Source organism: Agrobacterium sp. 22094 (genome assembly GCF_052046015.1).
GTDB classification, from domain to species: domain Bacteria; phylum Pseudomonadota; class Alphaproteobacteria; order Rhizobiales; family Rhizobiaceae; genus Agrobacterium; species Agrobacterium cavarae.
This window is the reverse complement of record NZ_JBQEPX010000003.1, coordinates 299,712-324,402: the sequence shown is the minus strand read 5'-3', so window position 1 is coordinate 324,402 and position 24,691 is coordinate 299,712. Positions and strand designations below refer to the sequence as shown.

The following is a 24,691-nucleotide window of genomic DNA, read 5'->3' as shown; positions in this document are numbered from 1 at the left end:
GCTCCTCAAGGTGTCGGCGGATTGAGGCGCTCGGACGGAATGCGAACCGTGACCTCCCGCTCGCGCGGTTTCACCAGCGAAACAAGCGATACCATGCTTCCATAGATAATGCCGGCGATGGCCGCGAGGATGAAGATAAAACGGAAAAGGGTGGGCATGATCACTCCGCAGCACTTGGTCGCCTTGCCTGTGAGAACATCTTGGCAAGGGCATGGCGTGGCTGGCCTTCCGCATGACAATCGGTGTCATCCGGCCAGGCTATTTCTATGGCTTAAAGCGCGCCCGCCGCGATCCTTCAGATTCGCGCTCTAGGCTTTAGGTTCTTGTTTCATCGCATGTCGTTATCGCAAAACCGCTGCACACTTTTGCGCGACATGCTTATAAGGCGCGATTTGGCTTGACGCTTGGTAAACATTTGAAGATACCGAAGCCAAATGGGCCATCATTCATGAGCGAAACCAACTTATCTCTTCCCCAGAGCCTGGGAGAAAAAGCGCGTGCCGCTCTTGGCAGGCGCAACATCGTCTTTGTTGGGCTCATGGGTGCAGGAAAATCTGCAATCGGCAGGTCGGTCGCGCAGCAGTTGAGGATCCCCTTCGTCGATACGGATGACGAGATCGAGCGCGTCTCGCGCATGACGATCTCGGAGCTCTTCGCTAGCTATGGCGAAGACGAATTTCGGGCACTGGAAACGCGCGTGATCAAGCGCCTTTTGCGTGGTGGACCCAAGGTCGTCTCCACCGGTGGTGGGGCCTTCATCAACGAGAATACCCGTCGACACATCAAGCGTGGCGGCGTTTCGCTCTGGCTAAAAGCCGATCTCGAAGTGCTGTGGGAACGTGTCAACAAGCGGGATCATCGCCCCTTGCTGAAGACCGAGAACCCCAAGGCAACGCTGGCGGCACTGATGGAAAAGCGTTACCCCATCTATTGCGAAGCCGACATCACCATCGAATCCCGCGATGTTCGCAAGGACATCATCGCCACGGAAGTTCTAGAAGCCATCGCCAGCCTCACCAAGAAAGCCTGATGCCATGCCCTCCGCCATCCAGACCGACGAGCGCCTTGTTCATGTTCCGCTGGGTGAACGTGCCTATGATATCCTTATCGGACCTGGCCTGATCGGCCGCGCCGGTGGAGAAATTTCCTCACGGCTGAAGGGCAAGCGCGCCGCCATCATTACCGATGAGCATGTCGCGCCGCTTTATCTCGAGACCCTGATGGATGGTCTGCAGACCGACGGCATCGAGGCCGTATCGCTGACGCTACCGGCAGGCGAAAAGACCAAGAGCTTCGATCACCTCGTCACCGTGTGCGATGCCATCCTTGCCGCGCGGATTGAGCGGAACGATGCGGTCATCGCGCTCGGCGGCGGCGTCATCGGTGATCTGGCGGGTTTTGCAGCCGGCATCGTTCGGCGCGGAGTCCGTTTTGTCCAAATTCCAACCTCGCTTCTGGCGCAGGTCGATTCCTCCGTTGGCGGCAAGACCGGCATCAACAGCCGTCACGGCAAGAACCTCGTCGGCGTCTTCCATCAGCCGGATCTGGTGCTGTCCGATACCGCCGTTCTCGATACGCTGAGCCCCCGCGAGTTTCGTGCAGGCTACGCCGAAGTGGTCAAGTACGGCCTGATCGACAAGCCGGATTTCTTCTCCTGGCTTGAGAAGAACTGGGCGGAAATCGAGAGAGGAGGCCCGGCCCGCATCGAGGCGATCGCCACGAGCTGCCAGGCGAAGTCGGACGTCGTTGTCGCAGACGAGAAGGAAAACGGTGTCCGTGCGCTGCTGAACCTTGGCCATACCTTCGGCCACGCTCTGGAAGCGGCAACCGAATATAACAGCGAACGGCTGGTTCACGGAGAAGGCGTTGCCATCGGCATGGTGCTGGCGCACCAGTTCTCCGCCCGCATGAACCTTGCAAGCCCGGATGATGCAACCCGCGTCGAAGCGCATCTGAAAGCAGTGGGGCTGCCCACCTCGATGAAGGATATCCCCGGTGAGCTCCCGCCGGTCGAAACGTTGATGGCGGCCATTGCCCAGGACAAGAAGGTCAAGGGCGGCAAGCTCACCTTCATCCTGACCCACGGCATTGGCCAGTCTTTCGTGGCAGACGATGTTGCGGCATCGGAGGTGCAGAGCTTCCTGTCGGAAAAGCATCGGGGCTAAAGCTGCAACGGCTCACGTCGCTGTAGACAATCAAAACCGCGTCGGTTCGCCCGGCGCCGCTGCTTCGATGGCCAGCGCATGCAGGCCGTCATCCAGTTCGGGTTTCAATAGCCCATTAATGGCACGGTGGCGGTCCACGCGAGACTTGCCTGAGAACTGCTCAGACACTATCTGAACACGCATATGCGTCTCGCCTGTGCCGGTCATATCCGGCTGGTGTCCGGCATGCATGTGGCTTTCATCAATGACATTCAGGCGATCCGGCAAAAATGCTTCCCGCAGCTTGTTTTCCATGCGTTGGCGCAGGGACATGGCATCCATCTCCTGATGATCACGTTGGTTAGAGCCTGTCTGGCAATCCGGCGGCGGAGAGCCGATGGGTTACCAAACAGGCCTAAAGGGGCTACCTAAAAGCCTGCAACATTCCGCTTTGTCAATTCTTGTTGTGCACCCTTTTGCGCACCATAATTGGGATATCATGAAACTGGATTCGAAATACTTCGACCGCATCCGCACGCGTCGCAAGAGAGACCAACCGCCGGAGGCTCAAGCCCCCGTGTGTCAGTGGGATGGATGCGACAAGCCTGGTAATCACCGCGCACCCGTCGGCCGCAATGCCGAGGGGCAATTCTTCATGTTCTGTTTTGAGCATGTGAAGGAATACAACAAGGGCTACAATTATTTTTCGGGCCTCTCCGACAGCGAGATCGCCCGCTACCAGAAGGAAGCGATCACCGGCCACCGCCCCACATGGACGGTGGGGGTGAACAAGACAGCGCGCGACAGCCCGCTTCATTCGACCTTGCGTTCGGGTGCTGCAAATGCGCGCATCCGGGATCCTTTTGGCTTCACCAATGGTTTTGGCGACGGAAGGGCGGGCGGCCAGCGCATCCAGCCGGACCGCAAACTGAAAACACTGGAAGCGAAAGCCTTCGACACGCTCGGTCTGGAGGCTGGCGCCAAGCAGGAAGACATTAAACGACGCTATAAGGAGCTTGTCAAAAAGCACCATCCTGATGCTAATGGTGGCGATCGCGGTTCGGAAGAGCGTTTTCGGGCTGTCATTCAAGCCTACCAATTGTTAAAGCAATCGGGTTTCTGCTAAGCCCCTTTGGTAATTGCCTTATGAAGATGTGGCCGGGTGGTTGCTACCCGCCTTGGAGACGTGATGAGCAAAATTGACCTTGATATTACCAACCTGCCGGACACGACTGTTTCTGTCCGTGAGGTCTTCGGTATCGATACGGATCTGCGTGTACCGGCTTACAGCCAGGGCGACGCCTATGTGCCCGATCTGGATCCGGACTATCTTTTCGACCGCGATACGACACTGGCGATCCTTGCAGGCTTTGCTCATAACCGACGTGTCATGGTGTCCGGCTTCCACGGCACCGGTAAGTCCACCCATATCGAACAGGTCGCAGCGCGCCTCAACTGGCCGTGCGTGCGCGTCAACCTCGACAGCCATGTCTCTCGTATCGACCTCGTCGGCAAGGACGCCATCGTTCTGAAGGACGGCAAGCAGGTCACCGAGTTCAAGGACGGCATCCTGCCCTGGGCTTACCAGCACAATGTCGCACTCGTTTTCGACGAGTATGATGCGGGCCGCCCGGACGTCATGTTCGTTATCCAGCGCGTTCTGGAATCGTCCGGTCGCCTGACGCTGCTCGACCAGAGCCGCGTGATCCGCCCTCACCCGGCCTTCCGCATTTTCGCAACCGCCAACACCGTTGGCCTTGGCGATACGACCGGTCTTTACCACGGCACGCAGCAGATCAATCAGGCGCAGATGGACCGCTGGTCGGTCGTTACGACGCTGAACTATCTGCCACATGAGCAGGAAGTGAACATCATCGTTGCCAAGGTGAAGAGCCTCGACACCGAGAAGGGTCGCGAAACCGCATCGAAGATGGTTCGCGTTGCCGATCTTACCCGCTCGGCCTTCATCAATGGCGACCTCTCAACCGTGATGAGCCCGCGTACCGTCATCACCTGGGCAGAGAACGCAGAAATCTTTGGCGATCTCGCCTTTGCCTTCCGCGTTACCTTCCTCAACAAGTGCGATGAGCTGGAGCGGACGCTCGTGGCAGAACAGTACCAGCGCGCTTTCGGCGTCGAGCTGAAGGAAAGCGCGGCAAACATCGTTCTCAGCGCCTGATCCTTCCGGCGAAAGCCGGGAGATCACTAGAGCATTTCCAGCAAAAGTGGCATCGGTTTTGCGTCCGGAAATGCGCAGATTAAAGCGTGAAGACGAAGACGCTCCCGCGTGACTTTCGAAGTCTGCGTGGAGCGTTCAGAATCGACAGGAAAGACCATGGCAGCGCGCGGCGACAATGTGAGACCCAAATCCGGCACGGTGATCGATACCGAACCGCTGCGTCAGGCGATCACCGGCTGCGTGCGTTCTGTCGCGGGTAGTTCCGAAGTCGAAGTGGTTTTCGCCAATGAGCGCCCGGGCCTTGCCGGCGAGCGCATGCGGCTGCCGGAAATCTCCAAGAAGCCGACGGCACAGGAAGTGGCGATCACCCGCGGACTTGGCGATTCCATGGCGCTTCGCCTTGCCTGCCACGATAGCGATGTGCATGCCACGATGTCGCCGCAGGGTGCCGATGCACGGCAGATCTTCGATGCTGTCGAACAGGCGCGTGTCGAATCCATCGGCGCGCTTCGCATGCCGGGCATGGCAAACAACATTCGTGCGATGAACACGGAGAAATACGCCAAGGCGAACTTTGGCGCGATCAACACCCAGGAAGATGCACCGATTGCCGAGGCTGTCGCGCTGCTGGTCCGCGAGAAGCTGACCGGTGAAAAGCCGCCGGAAAGTGCTGGCAAGATTCTCGATGTCTGGCGCCCCTTCATCGAAGACAAGGCGTCTGGTGACCTCAAGGATCTCTCCTCCGTCATCGAAGACCAGAAGGCGTTTTCCAAGCTTGTTCGTAAAATGCTGACCTCCATGCAGATGGCGGAAGATTTCGGCGACGAGAATGACGAGCCGGAATCGCAGGAAGCCGAATCCGACGAAGACCAGCCGCGCAGCAACGAGCAGCAGGAAGAACAGGTCGAGGAAGACGCGGGCTCCGATGCCGCCCCTGCGGAGGAGAGCGAAGCCTCTCAGGAGCAGATGGAAGATGGCGAGATGGATGGCGCCGAGATGTCGGAGGACGAAATGTCCGACGATCTCGATGAGGATTCCGAAACGCCCGGCGAAACCCGCCGCCCGAACAGCCCCTTCGACGATTTCAACGAGAAGGTCGACTACCGCATCTTCACCCAGGAATTCGACGAGGAAATTCACGCGGAGGAACTCTGTGACGAAGCGGAGTTGGATCGCTTGCGCGCCTTCCTCGACAAGCAGTTGGCGCACCTTCAAGGCGCCGTTGGACGCTTGGCGAACCGCTTGCAGCGCCGCCTGATGGCACAGCAGAACCGCTCCTGGGATTTCGATCTGGAAGAGGGCTACCTCGATCCGGCACGTCTCGTGCGACTCATCATCGATCCGATGCAGCCGCTTTCCTTCAAGAAGGAACGCGATACGAAATTCCGCGACACGGTCGTTTCGCTGGTCATCGACAATTCGGGCTCCATGCGCGGTCGACCGATCACTGTCGCCGCTACCTGCGCCGATATTCTAGCGCGCACGCTGGAACGCTCCGGCGTGAAGGTTGAAATCCTCGGCTTCACCACCAAGGCGTGGAAAGGTGGACAGTCGCGCGAGCAATGGCTTGCCAGCGGCAAGCCGCCATCGCCCGGCCGTCTGAACGACCTGCGCCACATCATCTACAAGAGCGCGGATGCGCCGTGGCGCCGTGCGCGGCGCAATCTCGGCCTGATGATGCGCGAGGGCTTGCTCAAGGAAAACATCGACGGCGAAGCACTGATGTGGGCGCACAATCGCCTGATCAACCGTCCGGAACAGCGCAAGATCATGATGATGATCTCCGACGGCGCGCCGGTGGACGACTCGACGCTGTCGGTCAATCCAGGCAACTATCTCGAACGGCATCTGCGTGCCGTCATCGAGCAGATCGAGACGCGTTCGCCTGTCGAACTTTTGGCGATTGGCATCGGCCACGACGTGACGCGCTACTATCGCCGCGCCGTCACAATCGTGGACGCGGACGAACTGGCGGGCGCCATGACCGAGCAACTTGCCGCCCTCTTCGAGGATACCAGCACAAGCTCCGGCAAGCCGTCCCGCAGGATGCGCCGTGCGGGATAAGACACGTCGCAGCGGGGGCGTTTTCCCCCGCCGATCGTTCGCACGCCCCGTCGCTACGCTGGCTTTTGTTCTTGCCATTCTCAGCCCGGCCGCAATCGGCGCCTCCTCTCCTGAAGTTGCTGTGACCTCTTCACCAATCCGGGATTTTCTGACCGGATCGAGTGAGAGGCACTTCGGCAAGCTTGAATTTATCGGCGGACTGTCCATGCGCTCGTCCGACCCCGATTTCGGGGCAATTTCGAGTGTTCGCTTTCGAGCGGACGGACGCAGTTTCGTTGCGGTTCTCGATACCGGCCACTGGATGACCGGCGAGATTGAGCGCGATAACAAGACCGGGGCTCTTTCCGGCGTGTCGATGTTGCATATCGATCCGATGCTGAACGAGAATGGAACCGCCGCGCGCAGAAAGGTGGACATGGACGCGGAGGGCTTGGCAGTGCGCGGCGATCGTCTCTATGTCAGCTACGAACAGTTCCACCGCATCGGCATCTATCCCGATAAGAATCTCGCCGGTGCCAGGCCACGCGGCAGGCTTCCCCATCTCATTCCCAACAACGCCTTGAAACGCAATGCCGGGCTGGAAACACTTGTTGCTTCACCGGAGAACTCGCCGCTCAAAGGCGCACTGGTTGCGGTGGCGGAAGACAGCGTCGATAGAAACGGCGATCTCTACGCCGCCATACTGGATGGGCCGCTCAAGGGGCTGTTTGCCGTCAAGAAACATGGTGATTTCGCCGCGACGGACGGCGCTTTCCTGCCCAATGGCGACCTGCTTTTGCTGGAGCGCCGCTTCAATTTCAGCGAAGGCGCGGGCATGCGTATCCGTCGTATTGCTGGCGGAGATATTCGTCCCGGCGCTATCGTCGATGGCGAAACGCTGATCGAGGCCGGCCCGTCCTATCAGATCGACAATATGGAAGGCATTGACGTCGTGCCCCAGCCGGATGGGTCCACCCATCTTATCCTTGTCTCGGACGACAACCACTCATTCCTGCAGCGGAACCTGATGCTGGAATTTAAGCTGAATCAATCAGACTCTTGAGAAGCCTAGCTCGGCGAGGCGCTTCTGCGCGGTCGGCGGCATGGGCAGGTCGGGATTGTTGCGCGCTGTCTCGATGAGCAGTTCGTCGCTCGCCTTTTCCGTCACCTCGATCAACGTCTTGAAGAAGGTATCCGGATCGAGACCGGGCTGGATCGGCGGCAGAATGCGCACCTTGAAGTGCCCCGGATAGCGCATGGTGGACCGGCGTGGCCAGAAAAGGCCGGGATGCATGGCAACGGGGACCACCGGCACTTTCAGATCGCGGTAAAGGCGTGCAATGCCGTAACGATATTCCGGCTCCGCCCCCGGTGGACGGCGTGTGCCTTCCGGATAGATGATCAACTCGCGACCCTTCGCCATCTCCTCCTTGGCGCGGTCCATCACCTTCAGCATTGCTTTGCCGCGCGCAGCACGATTGACCGGGATCATGCGCTGCTTGGCGACGTACCAGCCAAAAAGCGGTATCCACATCAGTTCACGCTTCAGGATATAGACGGGGTCCTTCAAGTCCGGCAGCAGCGCGTAGGTGTCCCAGAAGGACTGGTGCTTCGGCGCGAAGATGCAGCCGGTTTGCGGAATATTTTCCAGACCCTCGACCTCGAAAGTCGTTCCGACGATCGTCTTCATCAGCCAATGGTTGGAACGTGCCCAGTTCTTCGGGATCTCATAGGCAAGCTTGCGCGGCACGATGAAGTAGATCGGCGTCAGCACGATCATGCGCAGGATGAGATTGAGATAGAAGAAGGTGTTGAACAGAACCGAACGTAGTCTGAGCATGTGTCTGGCGTCTCCGGGCGCTTGAGCCGAAGACGGGTGCCTCTTCACGCCAGCGCAGATGGGCAACGCCTACACGAAACCGGGGCCATGCAGCAAGAGCTATCCAGCGAGAAGGTCGCGGCCGAGACGGCACAACGTTTTTCGGATCGGCCGTTCAGTCTCGCAGGCCATTACCCTTGCCGATGCCCGTAAGGTCGCGAAGTGCTGCGACGACGAATTTCGCGTATTCGGAGATCATGGTACGCAACACGTCGGGATTGGCGAACCAGTTGGTGCGGCTCAAATCGGAGTTGATGACGGGATAGGCAATGAATTCCGTATTGGGGCTTGCGCTTCTAAGCTCATGCAGGCTTCGATGCATATGGTAATTATTGGTGACGACGACGATCGAGGTGTAGCCCTTGTCGCGTATCCACCCTGCGGCCTCATTGGCATTGCCAATCGTGTCGATCGCCTTGTAGCCCATATCGACGCAGCAGGCGAAGAGATCGGGAGAACTCTGCGTCATCCTTCTGATCTGTGCGCGCGTCGTCGATGGGTTCACGCCTGAAATGAGCAGCCGCTTTCCGACCTTATCGCGCAACAACCCGACCGCCTGGTCGATCCGCTGGTAACCGCCGGTCAGGACAATGATGGCATCGGCTCTCGCGCCTTCCGGCGGTCGCATGGTCGCAACGGAATCGGCAAACCACAAAAATCCGCCGAAAACGGCACCGGCAGTGACGACGAAAACGAGGATGGCGATACGGATGAAGCGGCGCAACGGCCCGCGTCGCGAGAACATTCGGTTTCGCGGCGAATCAGCCATATGATCATGCCGGTCTATGCGACTCATTGCCATGAGTTACCATAAGCAGGGACTATGGCAAGGAACAGGCGGTTGTGCCCGGCCATCGACCACCAACGCCCCTATAAGCCATCGCTCTTCGACGGGTCGGAACGGATGCGGTCGATCTCATCAATGGTGCGGATGACCGTCATGCGCGCCGTAATCGTCGTCAGCAGCGAGATGATGATCATCGTCATCAGGATACCGAGATAACCGTCGATGCCGACCGAGAATGAGCCGAACAAGGCGGTCGCCTGATCGCTTTGCGGCGTTGCAAGCGATCGCGACTGCCAGAAGCCTGCCGCAAGGAAGACGAACGCCGCGACAGCACTGCCGGCACCTGATCCCTTGAGGCTGATCTTCAGAAAGTGCTTCTGGAATTCTCGCGCGACGAAGCCGCTTTCGGCGCCGACGAAATGCAGCACCTCGACAATGTGCCGGTTGCCGGAGAGTGCGCCGCGCGTGGCGAAGATCACCGTCAGCACCATGGCGGTAAAGACCAGCACCAGCACACCGACGCCGATCATCACCGTGGTATGGGCCATGGACACCAGTCGATCCACCCAGGTGCGGTGATCATCCAGAAAGGCCTGCGGGATTTCGGTCTTCAGCATCGCCCGCATGGCTTCGAAATCCGGCGGGTTGTTTTCATCGATGGTAATGATGACAAGACGCGGCACCGGCAGTTCGGACAGATCAAGCCCCGAACCCAGCCAGGGCTCCAGGAGGCGGCTCGTCGCGGCATCGTCCATGATCGTACCTTCGCGCGTGCCGACGAAACCCAGCGCCAGATTGCGGGCCTTGTTGAGCGCCGCATTCATATCGAGCCCGTCTTCGGGCTTGATCTGAATGGTGATCTCCCGCGAGATCTGGCTCTGCCAGCCGGCGGCGGTGGCGCGTACCATGCTGACGGCACCGAGCGTCAGGCAGGCGAGAAAGGCCATGATGGCGATGACGACGATCAGCGCGTTGCCCTGAATGTTGGATGGCGGCAGGATCGGCGCCATCGGGCGGATGCGCATCTGCGGTGCGCCCTGCTGCGGTGCTCTCGGTTTCAGCGTCTTGCGGTTCATCTCATTCATAGATGTCGAGCCGCCCTTCGGTCAGAATCATTCGGCGCGCATCGACCTGATCCATCAAGCCAAAATCGTGCGTGGCGATGACGACAGCGGTGCCCAGCCGGTTGAGTTCCAGAAAGAGATTGAGCAGCCGCTTGGCCATGGGCGGATCGACATTTCCGGTCGGCTCATCGGCCAACAGGATTTCCGGCTGGTCCATCAGCGCGCGCGCGATTGCGGCGCGCTGCTTTTCTCCGCCCGAAAGAATGGCGGGAAGAACGTTGACCCGCTCTCCCAGACCGACCCACTTCAAAAGCTCGATGACATCGTTGCGATAGGCGCTTTCTTCCTTGCCGCGGACACGCAAAGGCAAGGCGACATTCTCGTAGGTGGTCAGATGATCGAGCAGGCGAAAATCCTGAAAGACGATGCCGACGCGCCGACGCAGCATCGGAAGCTCGCTTCTCGGGATGCGCGAAATATCGCGGTTGAACATGCGGATATGACCGCGGGTCGGCTGCAGCGACATGAGCAGCAGGCGCAGAAGCGTCGTCTTGCCCGCACCGGACGGCCCGGTCAGGAACTGAAAGGAACCCTTGGGAATATCGAAGGTCATGTCCCTGAGAATTTCCGGGCCCATGCCGTAACGCAGCCCGACATTTTCGAAATGGATCAACGCTTTTCCAGTCTCTTTCTTTTCCGATCCGCTTGAGCGTCTTCAAATCTCCGCCCTGCCGCTTTTTGCCCGCAAACTGCGGGAAACGCGGCTCGACGCAGTCGATCTTTGCGAAGCGTTAACCAATTAAATTTACGACTGGTCAAGATTCCTTTCAATGCCCGGGGTGAACTCGGGCTGAAAAACTGACCAAGGGAACTTCATGGCTATGTTCCGTCCATTTCGCAAACAATCGGCACATGATTACGACCTTTTGATGCCAGATGCGCCTGCTGCCCGGCCAAAGACAAGAGCCGTGACGCGACAGGAAACGATCGACGCCGACTTCGTGACCGTAAAGGAAACGGTCTTTCGTGACTACGGAAACGACAATCGACGCGCGGCTTATCAACAAGGCAAGAGCAGGACCGTCGGTGCGCTCGAGACATTTCAGGCGATGATCGCATGGATCGATCGCAAGCTTTCCTCGCTTTCGGTCGACGGCTATTCGGCTGTCGTTGCAGCTGCAGCCGTCGGCATGTTCTTCATGTCCGGTGGATTTTCCGTGCTTCCAACGGAAAGACCGGCCGTCGAGGCCCCGCCTGAACCGCTTGCCATCTCGCATATCAGCATTACCCCGCAGGATGCTGGCGGGATGGAAGTCCTGGTCATCAACGGCATTGTCGATAACAGAACCGACAACATTCAGGAGGTTCCTTCCATCCGCGCCGACCTCTTCGCTGCCAAGGGAGAGAAGGTGGCCAGCATGCTGATCGAGCCGCCCATCACCGAGATCGGACCCGGCCAGAGCCATGGCTTCTCGGCAAAACTGCGCCATCCCGGTGGAAAAACGCCGGAAATCAAGCTTTCCTTTATCGAAACGGATGCTTCCGCTCGCTGACTGTGCTACCGCAGCCCCTTCATTTCATCCGCCGGCAGCTTCTGTCTGGCTGCGAAGCAATGCAGGAGACACAATGCCCGTCGTTCGTGGAAAAAACATCGAGCCGCTTTACACCGCCGACCAGATTGCCGAGCGCAACCGCGATATGGCAAAGCACATCGCCCAGGGCCCGACAAAGGACCTGCTGGTCATTGCGGTGTTGAAGGGCTCCTTCATTTTCGCTGCCGACCTCATCCGCGCGCTGCACGATAGCGGCCTTGCCCCGGAAGTCGAATTCATCACGCTTTCCAGCTACGGCACCGGCACCGTTTCGCAAGGCGTCAAGATCGTCAAGGATATCGACAGCGACGTGAAGGACCGCGACGTTCTTCTGATCGACGATATTCTCGAATCCGGTCGCACGCTGCGTTTTGCCAAGGAACTGCTTTTCGAGCGTGGCGCCCGCAACGTCTCCATCGCCGTGCTGCTGGACAAGAAGGTCAAGCGCAAGGAAGATCTGGAGGCTGATTTCGTCGGCTTCGAATGCCCGGACTACTTCGTCGTCGGCTACGGCATGGATGTGGCCTATGCCTTCCGCGAACTGCCTTTCGTCGGCGTCGTCACTGGTGACGCAGAGTAAGTCTGTCTCTTCTCAATAAAACCGCAACAACGAAAAAGGGCTCCCGAAGGAGCCCTTAATCAAATCAGGCGGCGTCTGCCACGCCATCATGCGCAGATGGCTGCTTGACCTTGAACAGCAACCTGTCGGTACCGGAGGTCACCTTAACGGTAGAACCATCCGGAACCTCGCCACCCAGGATCATCTCGGCCAGCCTGTCCTGAACGTACTTCTGAATGACACGCTTTAGTGGGCGTGCACCATAGGCCGGGTCGTAACCCTTGTTGGCAAGCCAGATCCGGGCATCCTCGTCCAGGTCGAGCGTCACCTTGCGATCGCTGAGCAGCGAAACGAGGCGGCGAAGCTGGATGTCGACAATCGCACCCATCTCATCGCGATGCAGGCGATGGAAGAGGATGATGTCGTCGATACGGTTGAGGAATTCGGGGCGGAAGTGACCGCGCACGCGCTCCATCACCATTTCGCGGACCGACTCTACCGTGTCGCTGTCGCCCATCTGCGTCAGGAACTCCGAACCGAGGTTCGAGGTCATGATGATGATGGTGTTCTTGAAATCGACGGTGCGGCCCTGGCCATCGGTCAGACGGCCATCATCCAGCACCTGCAACAGGACGTTGAAGACGTCAGGATGCGCCTTTTCGATCTCATCGAACAGCACGACCTGGTACGGACGGCGGCGAACCGCTTCCGTCAGAGCACCGCCCTCTTCATAGCCGACATAGCCGGGAGGCGCACCGATCAGCCGGGCAACGGAGTGTTTCTCCATATATTCCGACATGTCGAGGCGAACCATCGCGGTTTCGTCGTCGAAGAGGAAGCGCGCCAAGGCCTTGGTCAGCTCCGTCTTACCCACGCCCGTCGGGCCGAGGAAGATAAAGGAGCCGATCGGACGGTTCGGGTCCTGAAGGCCGGCACGCGCACGGCGCACCGCCTTCGACACAGCCTGAACCGCTTCGCCCTGGCCGACCACCGACTTGCCGAGTTCGTCTTCCATGCGCAGCAGTTTCTCGCGCTGACCTTCCAGCATCCTGTCGACGGGAATGCCCGTCCAGCGGGAGACGACATGGGCAATATTGTCCGCCGTCACCACTTCCTGCACCATGGAGGCGGCACCGTTGCTGTCGCGCTCTTCCGCTGTCGCCAGTTCCTTTTCCAGGCCTGGAATGATGCCGTAGGTCAACTCACCGGCGCGCTGGAACTGACCGTTGCGCTGGGCAATCGCCAATTCGTTGCGTGCTTCGTCGAGCTGCTTCTTCAGATCCGCAGCATGTCCGAGCTTCTGCTTTTCCGCCTGCCAACGGGCCGTCAGGGCATCCGCCTTTTCTTCCGTATCGGTCAGCTCATCCTCAAGCTTCTTCAGCCGGTCGGCCGAAGACGCATCCGTCTCCTGCTTCAAGGCTTCGCGCTCGATCTTGAGCTGGATAATGCGACGATCCAATTCGTCCAACTCTTCCGGCTTGGAGTCCACCTGCATGCGAAGACGCGATGCGGCCTCGTCCATCAGGTCGATGGCCTTGTCCGGCAGGAAGCGATCGGTGATGTAGCGGTTCGAAAGCGCCGCAGCCGCAACCAAGGCCGAATCCGAGATACGGACCTTGTGATGCTGCTCGTACTTTTCCTTCAAACCACGCAGGATCGAGATCGTGTCCTCGACCGTCGGCTCGTCAACCAGAACCGGCTGGAAGCGACGGGCAAGTGCCGGATCTTTTTCCACATGCTTGCGATATTCATCGAGCGTGGTCGCACCGACGCAGTGAAGCTCGCCACGGGCAAGAGCAGGCTTCAGGAGGTTGGACGCATCCATCGCGCCATCCGCCTTACCGGCACCAACCAGCGTGTGCATCTCATCGATGAAAAGGATAATGCCGCCTGCTTCTGCCTGAACCTCGTTCAGCACTGCCTTCAGACGTTCCTCGAACTCACCGCGATACTTCGCACCAGCAATCACCGCGCCCATGTCGAGCGCCATCAGCTTCTTGTCTTTCAAGCTTTCCGGCACGTCGCCATTGATGATGCGCAACGCCAAGCCTTCGGCAATGGCCGTCTTACCGACGCCCGGTTCACCGATCAGCACCGGGTTGTTCTTGGTGCGGCGCGACAGAACCTGGATCGTGCGGCGAATTTCGTCATCGCGACCGATCACCGGATCGAGCTTGCCTTCGCGCGCTTCCTCCGTCAGATCACGGGCGAATTTCTTCAGCGCATCAAAGCCCTGTTCGGCATTGGCGCTATCGGCCGTGCGGCCCTTGCGGATATCATTGATCGCCTGATTGAGTGCCTGCGCCGTTACCCCTGCCTTTTTGAGCGAGGAGGAGGTGGATGCGGAGGTCTCGATCGCCAGCGCCTGGAGCAAACGCTCGACGGTCACGAAGCTGTCGCCTGCCTTTTTCGACACGTCTTCAGCGGTCGCAAAGACCTTCGCAAGCGGCGCTGTCAGCGAGAGGCCGCCATTGCCGCCGGAAACCTTGGGCAGTTTGGCGAGCGCCGCATCATTGGCAAGCCGCGCTTCCTTTGCATCGCCACCTGCGCGCTCGATCAGCGAAGACGCCATACCCTGGTCGTCATCGAGAAGCGCCTTGAGCACATGCTCGGCTGCAAACTGCTGGTGGTTTTGCGCCAGCGCATAGGTCTGGGCAGATTGAAGAAACCCGCGGACCCGCTCTGAGTATTTTTCAATGTTCATGTTCATAGCCTCCTTTGCCGGCCTGCCCGCTTTCGGCACAGATCGGAACGTTGGGATTGGAGCCCCCGTAAGCGGCAGACCCCTTTTCGGCATCTCACATCTTGGATTTGCAAGTGCCGCGAAGCCTTGGCGCATTTGATCGCCGCGGCTTGCTTAGCCAGAATATGGTGGGTGTTTTCATGCCTTTAAAGAGCATGCGGCAGTTGCGCATGCAAAATACTGCATCCTGCTTCAGGCAGACGGCGAAAGCCGCAGAAGCGACAGGTTCGCAAACCCATCGCGCAGTGTGTCCGCTGTCGGGTCAGGCCGCGAGAGCGCGGGCCACGGCAAGCCGGATATCCGGCAGTGCGAAGGGCTTGGGAACGACGTCGATGATCTTGGTAACGAGATCGTCCGCACGCTCACGCTGTTCGGCATATCCCGTCATCAGCAGGATTTTGAGGTTGGGATATTGCGTCGAGGCACGATGCGCCAGTTCGATCCCGTCCATCACCGGCATGCGGATATCGGACAGGAGAAGATCGAAATCCTGTTCGCTCAGTTTTTCGAACCCCTGCTCGCCATCGGCGGCCTCATGGGTTTCGTGTCCATCCAGGCGAAGTGCCCGGGCGACAAACGTACGCAGAGCGTCTTCGTCTTCGGTAATGAGAATTCTGGCCATCTTCCATTGCTCCTGGTATTCATTCCAGCGAGCCCAAACTCGGTCATTTCCCTTTGCAATAAGTAAATGACGGGGAGGCCACCGGTGGCATGGTTAACAACCCATGCCACAATGCGTTCCACCCCATCCAAGGCAGACCCGATAACTGATGAGTGAAGACATGGCAGCAAGAGCTGCGCACAGCGCGGCAATGCAGGAACGCGCCGAAAGGGATATGGCCCGCATGGATGTCGATGCGGCATTTATTTCCAGACTGGTCGAGACCTTCTACGGGCGTGTCCGTGAGCATGACACGCTCGGACCCGTCTTCGACAACCGGCTTTCAGGCCGCTGGCCGGAGCACATGGAAAAGATGAAGAGCTTCTGGTCTTCCGTCGCATTCAAGACCGGGGCCTATGGCGGAAAGCCGGTCCAGGCGCATATGGGTGTCGGCGGCATGAGCGCCGATCTTTTTCCGCAATGGCTGACATTGTTTTCGCAGACGCTGGATGAGATCGCGCCCACTGGGCAAGCGCATGCATGGTTCATGCAGACCGCCGACCGCATCGCCAGAAGTCTGACACTCTCGCTCTTCTACAACCCCGCCTTCGACGATCCGACACGCGACACCTGACGGATTTGCCGATCTCAACTTGGGGTTACCCAAGGCTGGCCGAAATATCACCACTATTGTCTTGAAGGCTGCAATCGGACGTGGTTATTACATCGGCGGGAGGCGTACCAAGCGGTTCGCCGAAGCTTCAGTCAAGGCAATCAGTGATGGATCGCAGATCGTTTATCAGAAACGCGGGCGCCGCCGGCGCAGGCGTTACAGCAGCAGCCCTCGCAGCACCCGCTATTGCGCAGGAAAACCCGCAGATCACATGGCGCATGACATCCTCTTTCACCAAGGGGCTGGATATTCTCTTTGGCGCGGGGCAGCTGGTTGCCGATCATGTGAAAGAAGCCTCGGGCGGCAACTTCGTCATCCAACATTTTGCCGGCGGTGAAATCGTCCCGGCTCTCCAGGCGGCAGATGCAGTCAGCGCCGGAACAGTCGAGATGGCGCATACCTGCTCCTATTATTATGTCGGCAAAGACCCAACTTTCGCCCTCGGCACCGCCATTCCCTTCGGCCTCAATGCTCGCCAGACCAATGCCTGGTTTAATCAGGCCGGCGGCAACGATCTGCTGAACGCGTTTTTTGCCAAGCACAACATCTATTCCATCCTGCTCGGCAATACAGGCGCGCAGATGGGCGGTTGGTTCCGCAAGGAAATCAACACCATCGATGACCTGAAGGGCCTGAAGATGCGTATCGCCGGACTTGCCGGCCAGGTCATGCAGAAGGTTGGCGTCACGCCGCAGCAGATCGCCGGCGGTGATGTCTACGCCGCCCTTGAAAAGGGCACGATCGACGCCACCGAATTTGTCGGCCCCTATGACGACCAGAAGCTCGGCTTCTACAAGGTCGCCAAATATTACTACTATCCCGCTTGGTGGGAGGGTGGCCCCGCGGTTCACGCCTTCATCAATCTGGAGAAGTACAACAGCCTGCCGGAAAACTACAAGCGCATCCTGAAAGACGCCTGCGCTGCGGGTAACGCCTACATGCTGGAGCGCTACGACGCGCAGAACCCCAAGGCGCTCAAGGAACTCGTGGCTCAAGGCGCGATCCTTCGCCCGTTCAGCCAGGAAATCCTCGATGTCTGCCACAAGGCAGCGGTCGAAACCTATGCAGGCATTTCCTCGGTGAACCCGGACTTCAAGACCATCTACGAGAGCCAGCAGGCCTTCAAGAAGGATGCCTATCTCTGGGCGCAGATCGCCGAATACACCTATGATACTTACATGATGATCCAGCAGCGAAACGGCACGCTTTAAGCATCATCAAGTCGACACGCCCGCAGGCCATCCGTAGAGTGCGGGTGGCCTTTTTATTTTCAGGCTACAGCTTCGGCCCGAAAATCGGACTCGATTTTCGGAAAAGCACGATGTGTAGATTCAAAAAGGCAAAGCGTCCTTTGTGGGCCCAATAGGACGCACGGCGCTTTAACCGAAAAGGGGCGCGACTTTCATCGCGACCCTTTCATTGTGTGTCAGCTTCAGAAATCAGACGAGATCGAAGCGGTCGGCGTTCATCACCTTGTTCCAGGCAGCAACGAAGTCCTTGGTGAACTTGCGGCCGGCATCGGCGGAGGCATAGACCTCGGCGAAGGCGCGCAGTTGCGAGTGCGAACCGAAGATCAGGTCGACGCGCGTACCGGTCCACTTCACTTCGTTGGTGTTGCGGTCACGGGCCTCGTAGATGCCTTTTTCGCCAGCGACCGGAGCCCACTGGGTGCTCATGTCGAGAAGGTTGACGAAGAAGTCGTTCGTCAGAACTTCGGGACGATCGGTGAAGACGCCATGCTCTGGCTTGCCGACGTTGAGAACACGAAGACCACCCAAGAGCGCCGTCATTTCAGGACCGGTGAGGGTCAGCAGGTGCGCACGGTCGATCAGTGCTTCCTCTGCCTTCATGAACTGATGGCGCTTCTCGTTGACATAGTTGCGGAAGCCATCGATGCGTGGCTCGAGTGCGGCGAAGGAGGCAACATCGGTCTGCTCCTGCGAGGCATCGGCGCGGCCAGGGGTGAACGGTACGGTTACATCCTGTCCGCCAGCCTTCGCGGCCTTTTCGATTCCGGCAGCACCCGCCAGCACGATGAGATCGGCAAGCGAGATCTGCTTGCCGCCCGTCTGAGCCGCGTTGAAGTCACGCTGGACGCCTTCGAGAACCGAGAGAACCTTTGCCAACTGCTCAGGCTGGTTGGCTTCCCAGTTCTTTTGCGGCTCCAGGCGAATGCGTGCGCCATTGGCACCGCCTCGCTTGTCCGAACCACGGAAGGACGAGGCGGACGCCCAGGCAGTGGACACCAGTTCCTGAACCGAAAGACCGGTCGCCAGAACCTTTGCCTTCAATTCGGCAATGTCCTGATCGTCGATCAGCGGATGGTTCACAGCCGGAACGACGTCCTGCCAGATCAGGTCTTCGGCAGGAACTTCCGGACCGAGGTAGCGAACCTTCGGACCCATGTCGCGATGGGTCAGCTTGAACCATGCGCGGGCGAAAGCATCGGCAAACTGTTCCGGATGCTCCAGGAAGCGACGCGAAATCTTCTCATATTCCGGGTCGAAGCGCAGCGACAGGTCCGTCGTCAGCATGGTTGGCAGCTTCTTCTTCGACGGATCGAAGGCATCGGGAATGGACGGCTCTGCATTCTTCGCCACCCACTGCTTTGCACCAGCCGGGCTCGTGGTCAGTTCCCACTCGAAACCGAAGAGGTTTTCGAAGAAGAAGTTGCTCCACTGGGTCGGCGTCTGCGTCCAGGTGACCTCCGGCCCACCGGTAATGGCATCCTTGCCGACGCCGGTGCCGAACTTGCTCTTCCAGCCGAGACCCTGATCTTCAAGCGCGCCACCTTCCGGCTCTGCACCGATCAGCGACGGGTCGCCGGCACCATGCGTCTTGCCGAAGGTGTGGCCGCCTGCAATGAGAGCAACCGTTTCTTCGTCGTTCATCGCCATGCGGGCGAAGGTTTCGCGGATATCGCGGGCTGCGGCAACCGGATCCGGATTGCCGTTCGGGCCTTCCGGGTTGACGTAGATGAGACCCATCTGCACCGCGCCGAGCGGTTCGGAGAGCTGGCGCTCGCCGCTGTAGCGCTCATCGCCGAGCCATGTGCCTTCCGGGCCCCAGTAGAGCTCTTCCGGTTCCCACACGTCTGCACGACCGCCGGCAAAACCGAAAGTCTTGAAACCCATGGATTCGAGCGCGACATTGCCCGTCAGGATCATCAGGTCGGCCCAGGAAATCTTGTTGCCGTACTTCTGCTTGATCGGCCACAGGAGACGACGCGCCTTGTCGAGGTTGGCATTGTCCGGCCAGCTGTTGAGGGGCGCAAAACGCTGCTGGCCCATGCCGGCACCGCCGCGGCCATCTGTGATGCGATAGGTACCGGCGCTGTGCCAGGCCATACGAACGAAGAGACCGCCGTAATGGCCGAAGTCGGCTGGCCACCAGTCCTGGGAGTCCGTCATCAGCGCATGCAGATCGTTCTTGACGGCATCGAGGTCTAGCGACTTGAACGCTTCGGCATAATCGAAGTCCTTGCCCATCGGGTCGGACAGGCTGGAATGCTGGTGAAGCTTCTGGATATCCAGCTGATCGGGCCACCAGTCACGATTGCCTCTTCCACGTGGGGAAGAATGGGCGACGGGACACTTGCCCGCGGCTGCGTTGGGATTGTCCATGATGTTCTCCTGCTTTGCTCAATCAAGTCATCAAATTTAATGAAGCGCGGTTGCGGAAATAATATGAGCCGCTCGCTCGTCGCGCTATGATCCCATCTTCGAAGACGGAAGCAGCGCGGCCCTCCTCGCGGTTCATGTCTTAGCCAATAGATGTGATAGTTTTAAGTTGGATTTACCGATTGCATCGATAGGAAATGATTATCGACATCATCTTCCAGCCTGCTCAGGCGGCATTTCCGACGGAGACCAGCAACAGAGGAAAGAAGCAGCAAAAATATTCTCCATCACCGCATCTTTTTGAACGTTTCTGCCGTTTAAGGCGTCACGCTTTGTGGGATGACACATCAACCGGAGCGATGTTATCCGGACATAGGGAAAAGGAAATACCAATGGGCTTGCTCAAGACAATCGTAACGACGGCCGCAACCACGATTGCGCTCCACGCCGTGCTGATCTCTCCTTCTGCCGCGGGAGAAAACCTCGATCAGATCAAGTCCGCCGGTGTCATCAAGATCGGCACCGAGGGTACCTACGCCCCTTTCACATTTCATGATGCCAGCGGCAAGCTTGTCGGCTTCGATGTTGAAATCGGCCAGGCCGTTGCCGAGAAGCTTGGCGTGAAGCCGGAATTCATCGAAGGCAAGTGGGATGGCCTGATCGCTGGTCTTGATTCCAAGCGCTATGATGCCGTCATCAACCAGGTTGGCATTACAGAAGCCCGCAAGCAGAAATACGCCTTCTCCGAGCCTTACATTGCTTCGAAAGCAGTGCTGATCGTCAGCGACAAGAACACCGACATCAAGGGCTTTGAAGACCTGAAGGGCAAGAAGTCGGCGCAATCGCTGACCAGCAACTTCGGCAAGCTTGCGACCGAAGCGGGCGCAGAACTCGTCGGCACCGATGGTTTCGACCAGTCGATCCAGCTCGTCCTAACCGGCCGCGCCGATGCGACCGTCAATGACAGCCTGTCCTTCCTGGACTTCAAGAAGAAGCAGCCGCAGGCACCGGTAAAGATCGTCGCCGAAAAGCCAGATGCGGACTACTCCGGCATCATCGTTCGCAAGGGCGATGACGCACTGGTCGCCGCCATCAACAAGGCGCTGGAAGAGATCAAGACCGACGGTACTTACAAGAAGATTTCCGACACCTATTTCGGTCAGGACGTTTCCAAGTAAGCTCTTTCTAAATAGCGGATGCGCCGCATCTGCTATATCCTCTCTTATAGATCATTCGCAGACGAAGTCCGGCAACAGCCGGGCTCCCTTTTTGTTTTGAGGGTTTCTTCGTGCCGCATTGGGTGCAATTGATGATGGATTCGCTCCCCACGCTTCTGTGGGCCGGGGTGAAGTTCACGATACCGCTGACCCTGCTCTCCTTCGTCCTTGGCCTGGCACTCGGGCTGGCGACAGCGGTCGCACGGCTGTTCGGTCCGGCGCCCGTTGTTATCCTCGCCCGCTTCTATGTCTGGGTGATCCGGGGAACGCCGCTTCTCGTCCAACTCTTCGTCATCTTCTACGGACTGCCGAGTATCGGCATCCTTCTCGATGCTTTTCCCGCAGCCCTCATAGGCTTCACGCTGAATGTCGGCGCCTATACGTCGGAGATCATTCGCGCCGCCATTTCGTCCGTGCCCAAGGGACAGTGGGAAGCCGCCTTCTCGACGGGCATGAACTGGCGTCAGGCCATGCAGCGCACGATCTTGCCGCAGGCAGGGCGCGTTGCCGTGCCGCCTCTGTCGAACACCTTCATCTCGCTGGTGAAAGATACCTCGCTTGCAGCGGCAATCACCGTGCCGGAACTCTTTCAATCGGCCCAGCGCATCGTTGCCACGACATACGAACCGTTGATCCTCTATATCGAAGCAGCTCTCATCTACCTTGCCCTGAGTTCCGTTCTATCGACCCTGCAGGCGCGACTTGAAACCCGCTTTGCCCGATATGGCGGCATGATGGAGAGCAACCGATGATCGAACTCAATGCCATCGAAAAGCGCTTCGGCGATGCGGTGATCCTCAAGGACATCACGCTCGGCTTTCCCGAAGGAAGCGTGACGGCTCTCGTCGGGCCTTCAGGCGGCGGCAAGAGCACGCTTCTGCGCTGCATCAACCTTCTTGAACTGCCAAGCGAAGGCACCGTACGGATCGGCACCGATAGCGTCTCCTTCCATAACGGTCGAAGGGTTGCGTGGCAGGAGATTCAAAAAATTCGCCGCCAGACGGGTATGGTGTTCCAGAACTTCCAGCTCTTCCCGCACAAAACCGCGATCGAGAATGTCATGGAAGGCCTGCTCGTCGTGCAAAAATGGCCGATGGAAAAGGCCCGTGCGAGAGCGATGGAGCTTTTGACAAAGGTCGGCATGGCGCACAAGGCGGATGCCTGGCCTGCAAACCTGTCGGGTGGCCAGCAGCAGCGCGTCGCCATTGCCCGCGCGCTTGCACCCTCGCCCAAGGTGCTGCTCTGCGACGAACCCACCTCTGCGCTCGATCCGGAACTGTCGGCGGAAGTGGTCGAGGTCCTGGGCCAACTGGCGCGGGAAGGCACGACCATGGTCATGGCGACACATGATCTGCGCCTTGCGTCAAAGATCGCCGGCCTCGTCGTGTTTCTGGAAGCCGGCAAGGTGGTTGAGACGGGCAGTTCCGATGTCATCTTCCGCAATCCGCAGCAGGAGCGGACGCGTCGCTTCGTCTCATCCATCAATGCGGCTCAGACGTTGTCATAAGCCTCTTCGAGCTTTCAACTTCGCTCGACACGTTCCAGGTAGCCATTAGGCGCTCGAGATAACAAGCGCCCAGCGATCGCCTTGCGCGTCCGCTCGCCGTGTCAAATCTGCGTGAGCAGGACGGGAAGACGGGTGCACAGGCTTCGGTCATATTGCGTGGCAGCATTTTATAAGCATTTATAAAGAAACGCCTATTAGCCATCATTCAAATAATAAGGACCAAATCTGCGCAGGCGCGAGAAACCGCTTGATTTTAAAAACGAACGTTCGTACTTAAATTTCCACAAAGGACGTTTCATGGCTAGAACCCGCAAGATCAGCACCGACGATATTCTCGACGCCGCCGAGCGCGTTGTCATGCGCGACGGCGCGGCGGGGCTTTCCATCGATGCTGTAGCGCAGGAAGCCGGCGTCAGCAAATCGCGGGTCGTCTATGACCACAAGTCGAAAAGTGCGCTTCTCGAAGCTCTGATCGACCGGCACATGTCTGCCGAAGAGGCCCGTATTCGCGACGCCGTCGTCTCGCACAGCGAGGCTCCTCACCCCGAGCTTTTCGGCAGGATCAGTCTTGCGGAAGAGGCCCCGGACGATATCGACCGCGCCGTTTGCCTTGCCATTTCAGCCGCCATGTCCAGCGAGGAAAATGTTCATGAGCGCATGCGGGCATGGACGAAGGCCGACCTCGAGGCGATGAAAGCCGGGCCGCGCCCGAAAGCAGCCCTTCTCACCTATCTTGCCCTCACGGGTCTTTGTTGCATGGAGCTCTTCGATTTCCACCGCTGGGAGACCAGCGAGCGACACGAGATTCTGGATGGCATCAAAGACATCTACGCTTCCTTACCCGATAAAAAATGACGATCGCTCGATAGCGATGAAGACAAGGATTGAAAAAATGCTGAGCAGAAAAGCTTTGCCCCGCCTTGCGAGCCTGTTCCTTGGTGGCATGATCGTGCTGTCGGGACCGTCGCTGCATGCCCAGGAAGGCGGCATGCAGATGCCCCCGCCCGCCGTTGGCGTTCTCGAGTTGAAGGCACGCGCCGTTCCCGTCGTCAACGAATTGCCAGGCCGCGTCGCCGCCACGCGCGTAGCGGAAGTGCGCGCCCGCGTTTCCGGCATTCTTCTGGAACGTGTCTTCCAGCAGGGAACGCTGGTGCAGAAGGACGACGTTCTCTACCGGATCGATCCGAAGCTCTTCAAGGTGCGGGTCGAAAGTGCTCAGGCAGCGCTGCAGCGCGCGCAGGCAACGCAGGCCAACGCCCGCCAGCAGCTGGAACGCCAGAAGAACCTGCGCGAACGCAATGTCGCGACCGGGATCGAATACGACACCGCCGCGGTAAACCTCGCACAGGCGGATGCCGATGTCGCGCTCCAGCAGGCGGCACTCGATGAAGCCAAGATCAACCTTGACTACACGGAAGTCCGTGCGCCCATTACCGGCATCATCGGTGCGGCACTGGTGACCGAAGGCGCGCTCGTGACAGCGGACGGCACTCAGAACCTCGCGCTGATCCAGCAGATCGACCCAATCTATGCGGATTTCACCCAATCGGCGCAGGACATGCTTGCGTTGAAGCGTGCGGTGGAGGATGGCAAGCTGGCGAGCCCCGCCCCGGATCAGGCAAGTGTCCGTCTTGTCTTCGATGACGGCACTGTCTATGCCGATGCCGGCCGCCTGCTCTTTGCCAGCGCCAGCGTCGATGCCACCACCGGTCAGGTGACGTTGCGTGCGGAATTCCCCAATCCGAAGCGCAACCTGTTGCCTGGCATGTATGTGCGCGTGCGTATCGAACAGGCCGTACGCCAGGACGCCATCACCATTCCCCAACGCGCCGTTCTTCGCAACGCCGAGGGCAAGCCAATGGTCTATATCGCCAAGGATGACGGCACCGCCGAAGCCCGCCCGATCGAACTCGGACAGGCTGTCGATACCGAATGGGTTGTCGATAAGGGTCTGTCGGCGGGTGAGAAGATCATCGTCGACGGCGCACAGAAAGTTCAGCCCGGCGGCAAGATCGCAGCAGAACCCTGGCAGCCGCAACAGCCTGCCGATGCCGCAGCGCAACCGCCGAAGCAGTAAGGTCAC

24 protein-coding genes are annotated in these 24,691 nt (G+C 58.9%); 15 read left to right on the top strand and 9 right to left on the bottom strand.

The window, feature by feature from the left end; genetic code table 11:
• Positions 1-5 precede the first annotated feature (5 nt).
• A complete protein-coding gene (locus ACTJK5_RS16405) occupies positions 6-158 on the bottom strand; it encodes a hypothetical protein (RefSeq protein ID WP_111847411.1) in 153 nt (50 codons plus the stop codon).
• Between the two features lie 290 nt (positions 159-448).
• Between ACTJK5_RS16405 and ACTJK5_RS16400 the strand changes: the two genes are divergently transcribed.
• Both ACTJK5_RS16400 and aroB read left to right on the top strand, forming a co-directional pair.
• Entirely contained in the window at positions 449-1,030 is a 582-nt protein-coding gene (locus ACTJK5_RS16400) for a shikimate kinase (RefSeq protein ID WP_113261501.1), read from the top strand.
• A 4-nt stretch (positions 1,031-1,034) separates the two neighbouring features.
• A complete protein-coding gene (aroB, locus tag ACTJK5_RS16395; protein WP_440612834.1) occupies positions 1,035-2,165 on the top strand; it encodes a 3-dehydroquinate synthase in 1,131 nt (376 codons plus the stop codon).
• Positions 2,166-2,195: 30 nt separating this feature from the next.
• Here aroB and ACTJK5_RS16390 read toward each other — a convergent pair whose 3' ends face one another.
• Positions 2,196-2,477 (bottom strand): BolA family protein, encoded by a 282-nt coding sequence (locus ACTJK5_RS16390; protein ID WP_440612833.1) that lies wholly within the window; start codon positions 2,475-2,477, stop codon positions 2,196-2,198.
• A 166-nt stretch (positions 2,478-2,643) separates the two neighbouring features.
• Here ACTJK5_RS16390 and ACTJK5_RS16385 point away from each other — a divergent pair, with 166 nt between their 5' ends.
• The 4 genes from ACTJK5_RS16385 to ACTJK5_RS16370 all read left to right on the top strand — a co-directional run bounded on the left by ACTJK5_RS16385 (position 2,644) and on the right by ACTJK5_RS16370 (position 7,429).
• Positions 2,644-3,270, top strand: a complete 627-nt coding sequence (locus ACTJK5_RS16385; RefSeq protein WP_062427625.1) for a J domain-containing protein — start codon at positions 2,644-2,646, stop codon at positions 3,268-3,270.
• Between the two features lie 63 nt (positions 3,271-3,333).
• Positions 3,334-4,323, top strand: a complete 990-nt coding sequence (cobS, locus tag ACTJK5_RS16380; RefSeq protein ID WP_062427624.1) for a cobaltochelatase subunit CobS — start codon at positions 3,334-3,336, stop codon at positions 4,321-4,323.
• Positions 4,324-4,479: 156 nt separating this feature from the next.
• Positions 4,480-6,387, top strand: coding sequence for a cobaltochelatase subunit CobT (gene cobT / locus ACTJK5_RS16375; protein WP_062427623.1), 1,908 nt, complete (start codon positions 4,480-4,482; stop codon positions 6,385-6,387).
• A gap of 58 nt (positions 6,388-6,445) precedes the next feature.
• Positions 6,446-7,429 carry an esterase-like activity of phytase family protein gene (locus ACTJK5_RS16370; protein ID WP_440612900.1) on the top strand — a complete coding sequence of 328 codons (984 nt, stop codon included), beginning with the start codon at positions 6,446-6,448 and terminating at the stop codon, positions 7,427-7,429.
• Here the strand turns inward: ACTJK5_RS16370 and ACTJK5_RS16365 are convergent.
• The 4 genes from ACTJK5_RS16365 to ftsE all read right to left on the bottom strand — a co-directional run bounded on the left by ACTJK5_RS16365 (position 7,418) and on the right by ftsE (position 10,769).
• Positions 7,418-8,206, bottom strand: coding sequence for a lysophospholipid acyltransferase family protein (locus ACTJK5_RS16365; protein ID WP_062427622.1), 789 nt, complete (start codon positions 8,204-8,206; stop codon positions 7,418-7,420). The genes ACTJK5_RS16370 and ACTJK5_RS16365 overlap by 12 nt on opposite strands.
• 154 nt (positions 8,207-8,360) lie before the next feature.
• Positions 8,361-9,047, bottom strand: a complete 687-nt coding sequence (locus ACTJK5_RS16360) for a YdcF family protein (protein ID WP_062427621.1) — start codon at positions 9,045-9,047, stop codon at positions 8,361-8,363.
• A gap of 68 nt (positions 9,048-9,115) precedes the next feature.
• Positions 9,116-10,117, bottom strand: coding sequence for a cell division protein FtsX (locus ACTJK5_RS16355; RefSeq protein ID WP_440612832.1), 1,002 nt, complete (start codon positions 10,115-10,117; stop codon positions 9,116-9,118).
• Positions 10,110-10,769 carry a cell division ATP-binding protein FtsE gene (gene ftsE, locus ACTJK5_RS16350; protein ID WP_062427619.1) on the bottom strand — a complete coding sequence of 220 codons (660 nt, stop codon included), beginning with the start codon at positions 10,767-10,769 and terminating at the stop codon, positions 10,110-10,112. Before ftsE ends, ACTJK5_RS16355 begins: the two co-directional genes overlap by 8 nt.
• A gap of 208 nt (positions 10,770-10,977) precedes the next feature.
• On the opposite strand from ftsE, the gene ACTJK5_RS16345 reads away from it, so the two are divergent.
• Positions 10,978-11,649, top strand: a complete 672-nt coding sequence (locus tag ACTJK5_RS16345; RefSeq protein WP_440612899.1) for an FxLYD domain-containing protein — start codon at positions 10,978-10,980, stop codon at positions 11,647-11,649.
• A gap of 73 nt (positions 11,650-11,722) precedes the next feature.
• Positions 11,723-12,268 carry a hypoxanthine phosphoribosyltransferase gene (gene hpt, locus ACTJK5_RS16340; RefSeq protein ID WP_062427617.1) on the top strand — a complete coding sequence of 182 codons (546 nt, stop codon included), beginning with the start codon at positions 11,723-11,725 and terminating at the stop codon, positions 12,266-12,268.
• 64 nt (positions 12,269-12,332) lie between these two features.
• On the opposite strand, the gene clpB is transcribed toward hpt, so the two are convergent.
• Together clpB and ACTJK5_RS16330 are read right to left on the bottom strand one after the other, a co-directional pair.
• Positions 12,333-14,951, bottom strand: coding sequence for an ATP-dependent chaperone ClpB (gene clpB / locus ACTJK5_RS16335; protein ID WP_440612831.1), 2,619 nt, complete (start codon positions 14,949-14,951; stop codon positions 12,333-12,335).
• Positions 14,952-15,252: 301 nt separating this feature from the next.
• Positions 15,253-15,612, bottom strand: a complete 360-nt coding sequence (locus ACTJK5_RS16330) for a response regulator (RefSeq protein WP_062427616.1) — start codon at positions 15,610-15,612, stop codon at positions 15,253-15,255.
• A 148-nt stretch (positions 15,613-15,760) separates the two neighbouring features.
• Here ACTJK5_RS16330 and ACTJK5_RS16325 point away from each other — a divergent pair, with 148 nt between their 5' ends.
• Positions 15,761-16,225, top strand: coding sequence for a group III truncated hemoglobin (locus tag ACTJK5_RS16325; RefSeq protein WP_440612830.1), 465 nt, complete (start codon positions 15,761-15,763; stop codon positions 16,223-16,225).
• Between the two features lie 146 nt (positions 16,226-16,371).
• On the top strand, positions 16,372-17,475 hold the full coding sequence (locus ACTJK5_RS16320) for a TRAP transporter substrate-binding protein (RefSeq protein WP_111847403.1): 1,104 nt from the start codon (positions 16,372-16,374) through the stop codon (positions 17,473-17,475).
• A 228-nt stretch (positions 17,476-17,703) separates the two neighbouring features.
• On the opposite strand, the gene katG is transcribed toward ACTJK5_RS16320, so the two are convergent.
• A complete protein-coding gene (gene katG / locus ACTJK5_RS16315) occupies positions 17,704-19,887 on the bottom strand; it encodes a catalase/peroxidase HPI (protein ID WP_062600230.1) in 2,184 nt (727 codons plus the stop codon).
• A gap of 389 nt (positions 19,888-20,276) precedes the next feature.
• On the opposite strand from katG, the gene ACTJK5_RS16310 reads away from it, so the two are divergent.
• The 5 genes from ACTJK5_RS16310 to ACTJK5_RS16290 all read left to right on the top strand — a co-directional run bounded on the left by ACTJK5_RS16310 (position 20,277) and on the right by ACTJK5_RS16290 (position 24,685).
• Entirely contained in the window at positions 20,277-21,062 is a 786-nt protein-coding gene (locus ACTJK5_RS16310; RefSeq protein WP_440612829.1) for an amino acid ABC transporter substrate-binding protein, read from the top strand.
• Positions 21,063-21,172: 110 nt separating this feature from the next.
• Positions 21,173-21,853 (top strand): amino acid ABC transporter permease, encoded by a 681-nt coding sequence (locus ACTJK5_RS16305; protein ID WP_440612828.1) that lies wholly within the window; start codon positions 21,173-21,175, stop codon positions 21,851-21,853.
• Positions 21,850-22,608 (top strand): amino acid ABC transporter ATP-binding protein, encoded by a 759-nt coding sequence (locus ACTJK5_RS16300; RefSeq protein ID WP_440612827.1) that lies wholly within the window; start codon positions 21,850-21,852, stop codon positions 22,606-22,608. The genes ACTJK5_RS16305 and ACTJK5_RS16300 overlap by 4 nt, the downstream gene beginning before the upstream one ends.
• A 297-nt stretch (positions 22,609-22,905) precedes the next feature.
• Complete coding sequence (locus ACTJK5_RS16295) at positions 22,906-23,463, top strand: TetR/AcrR family transcriptional regulator (protein ID WP_440612826.1); 558 nt, start codon at positions 22,906-22,908, stop codon at positions 23,461-23,463.
• Positions 23,464-23,551: 88 nt separating this feature from the next.
• Positions 23,552-24,685, top strand: coding sequence for an efflux RND transporter periplasmic adaptor subunit (locus ACTJK5_RS16290; RefSeq protein WP_438371592.1), 1,134 nt, complete (start codon positions 23,552-23,554; stop codon positions 24,683-24,685).
• Positions 24,686-24,691 lie beyond the last annotated feature (6 nt).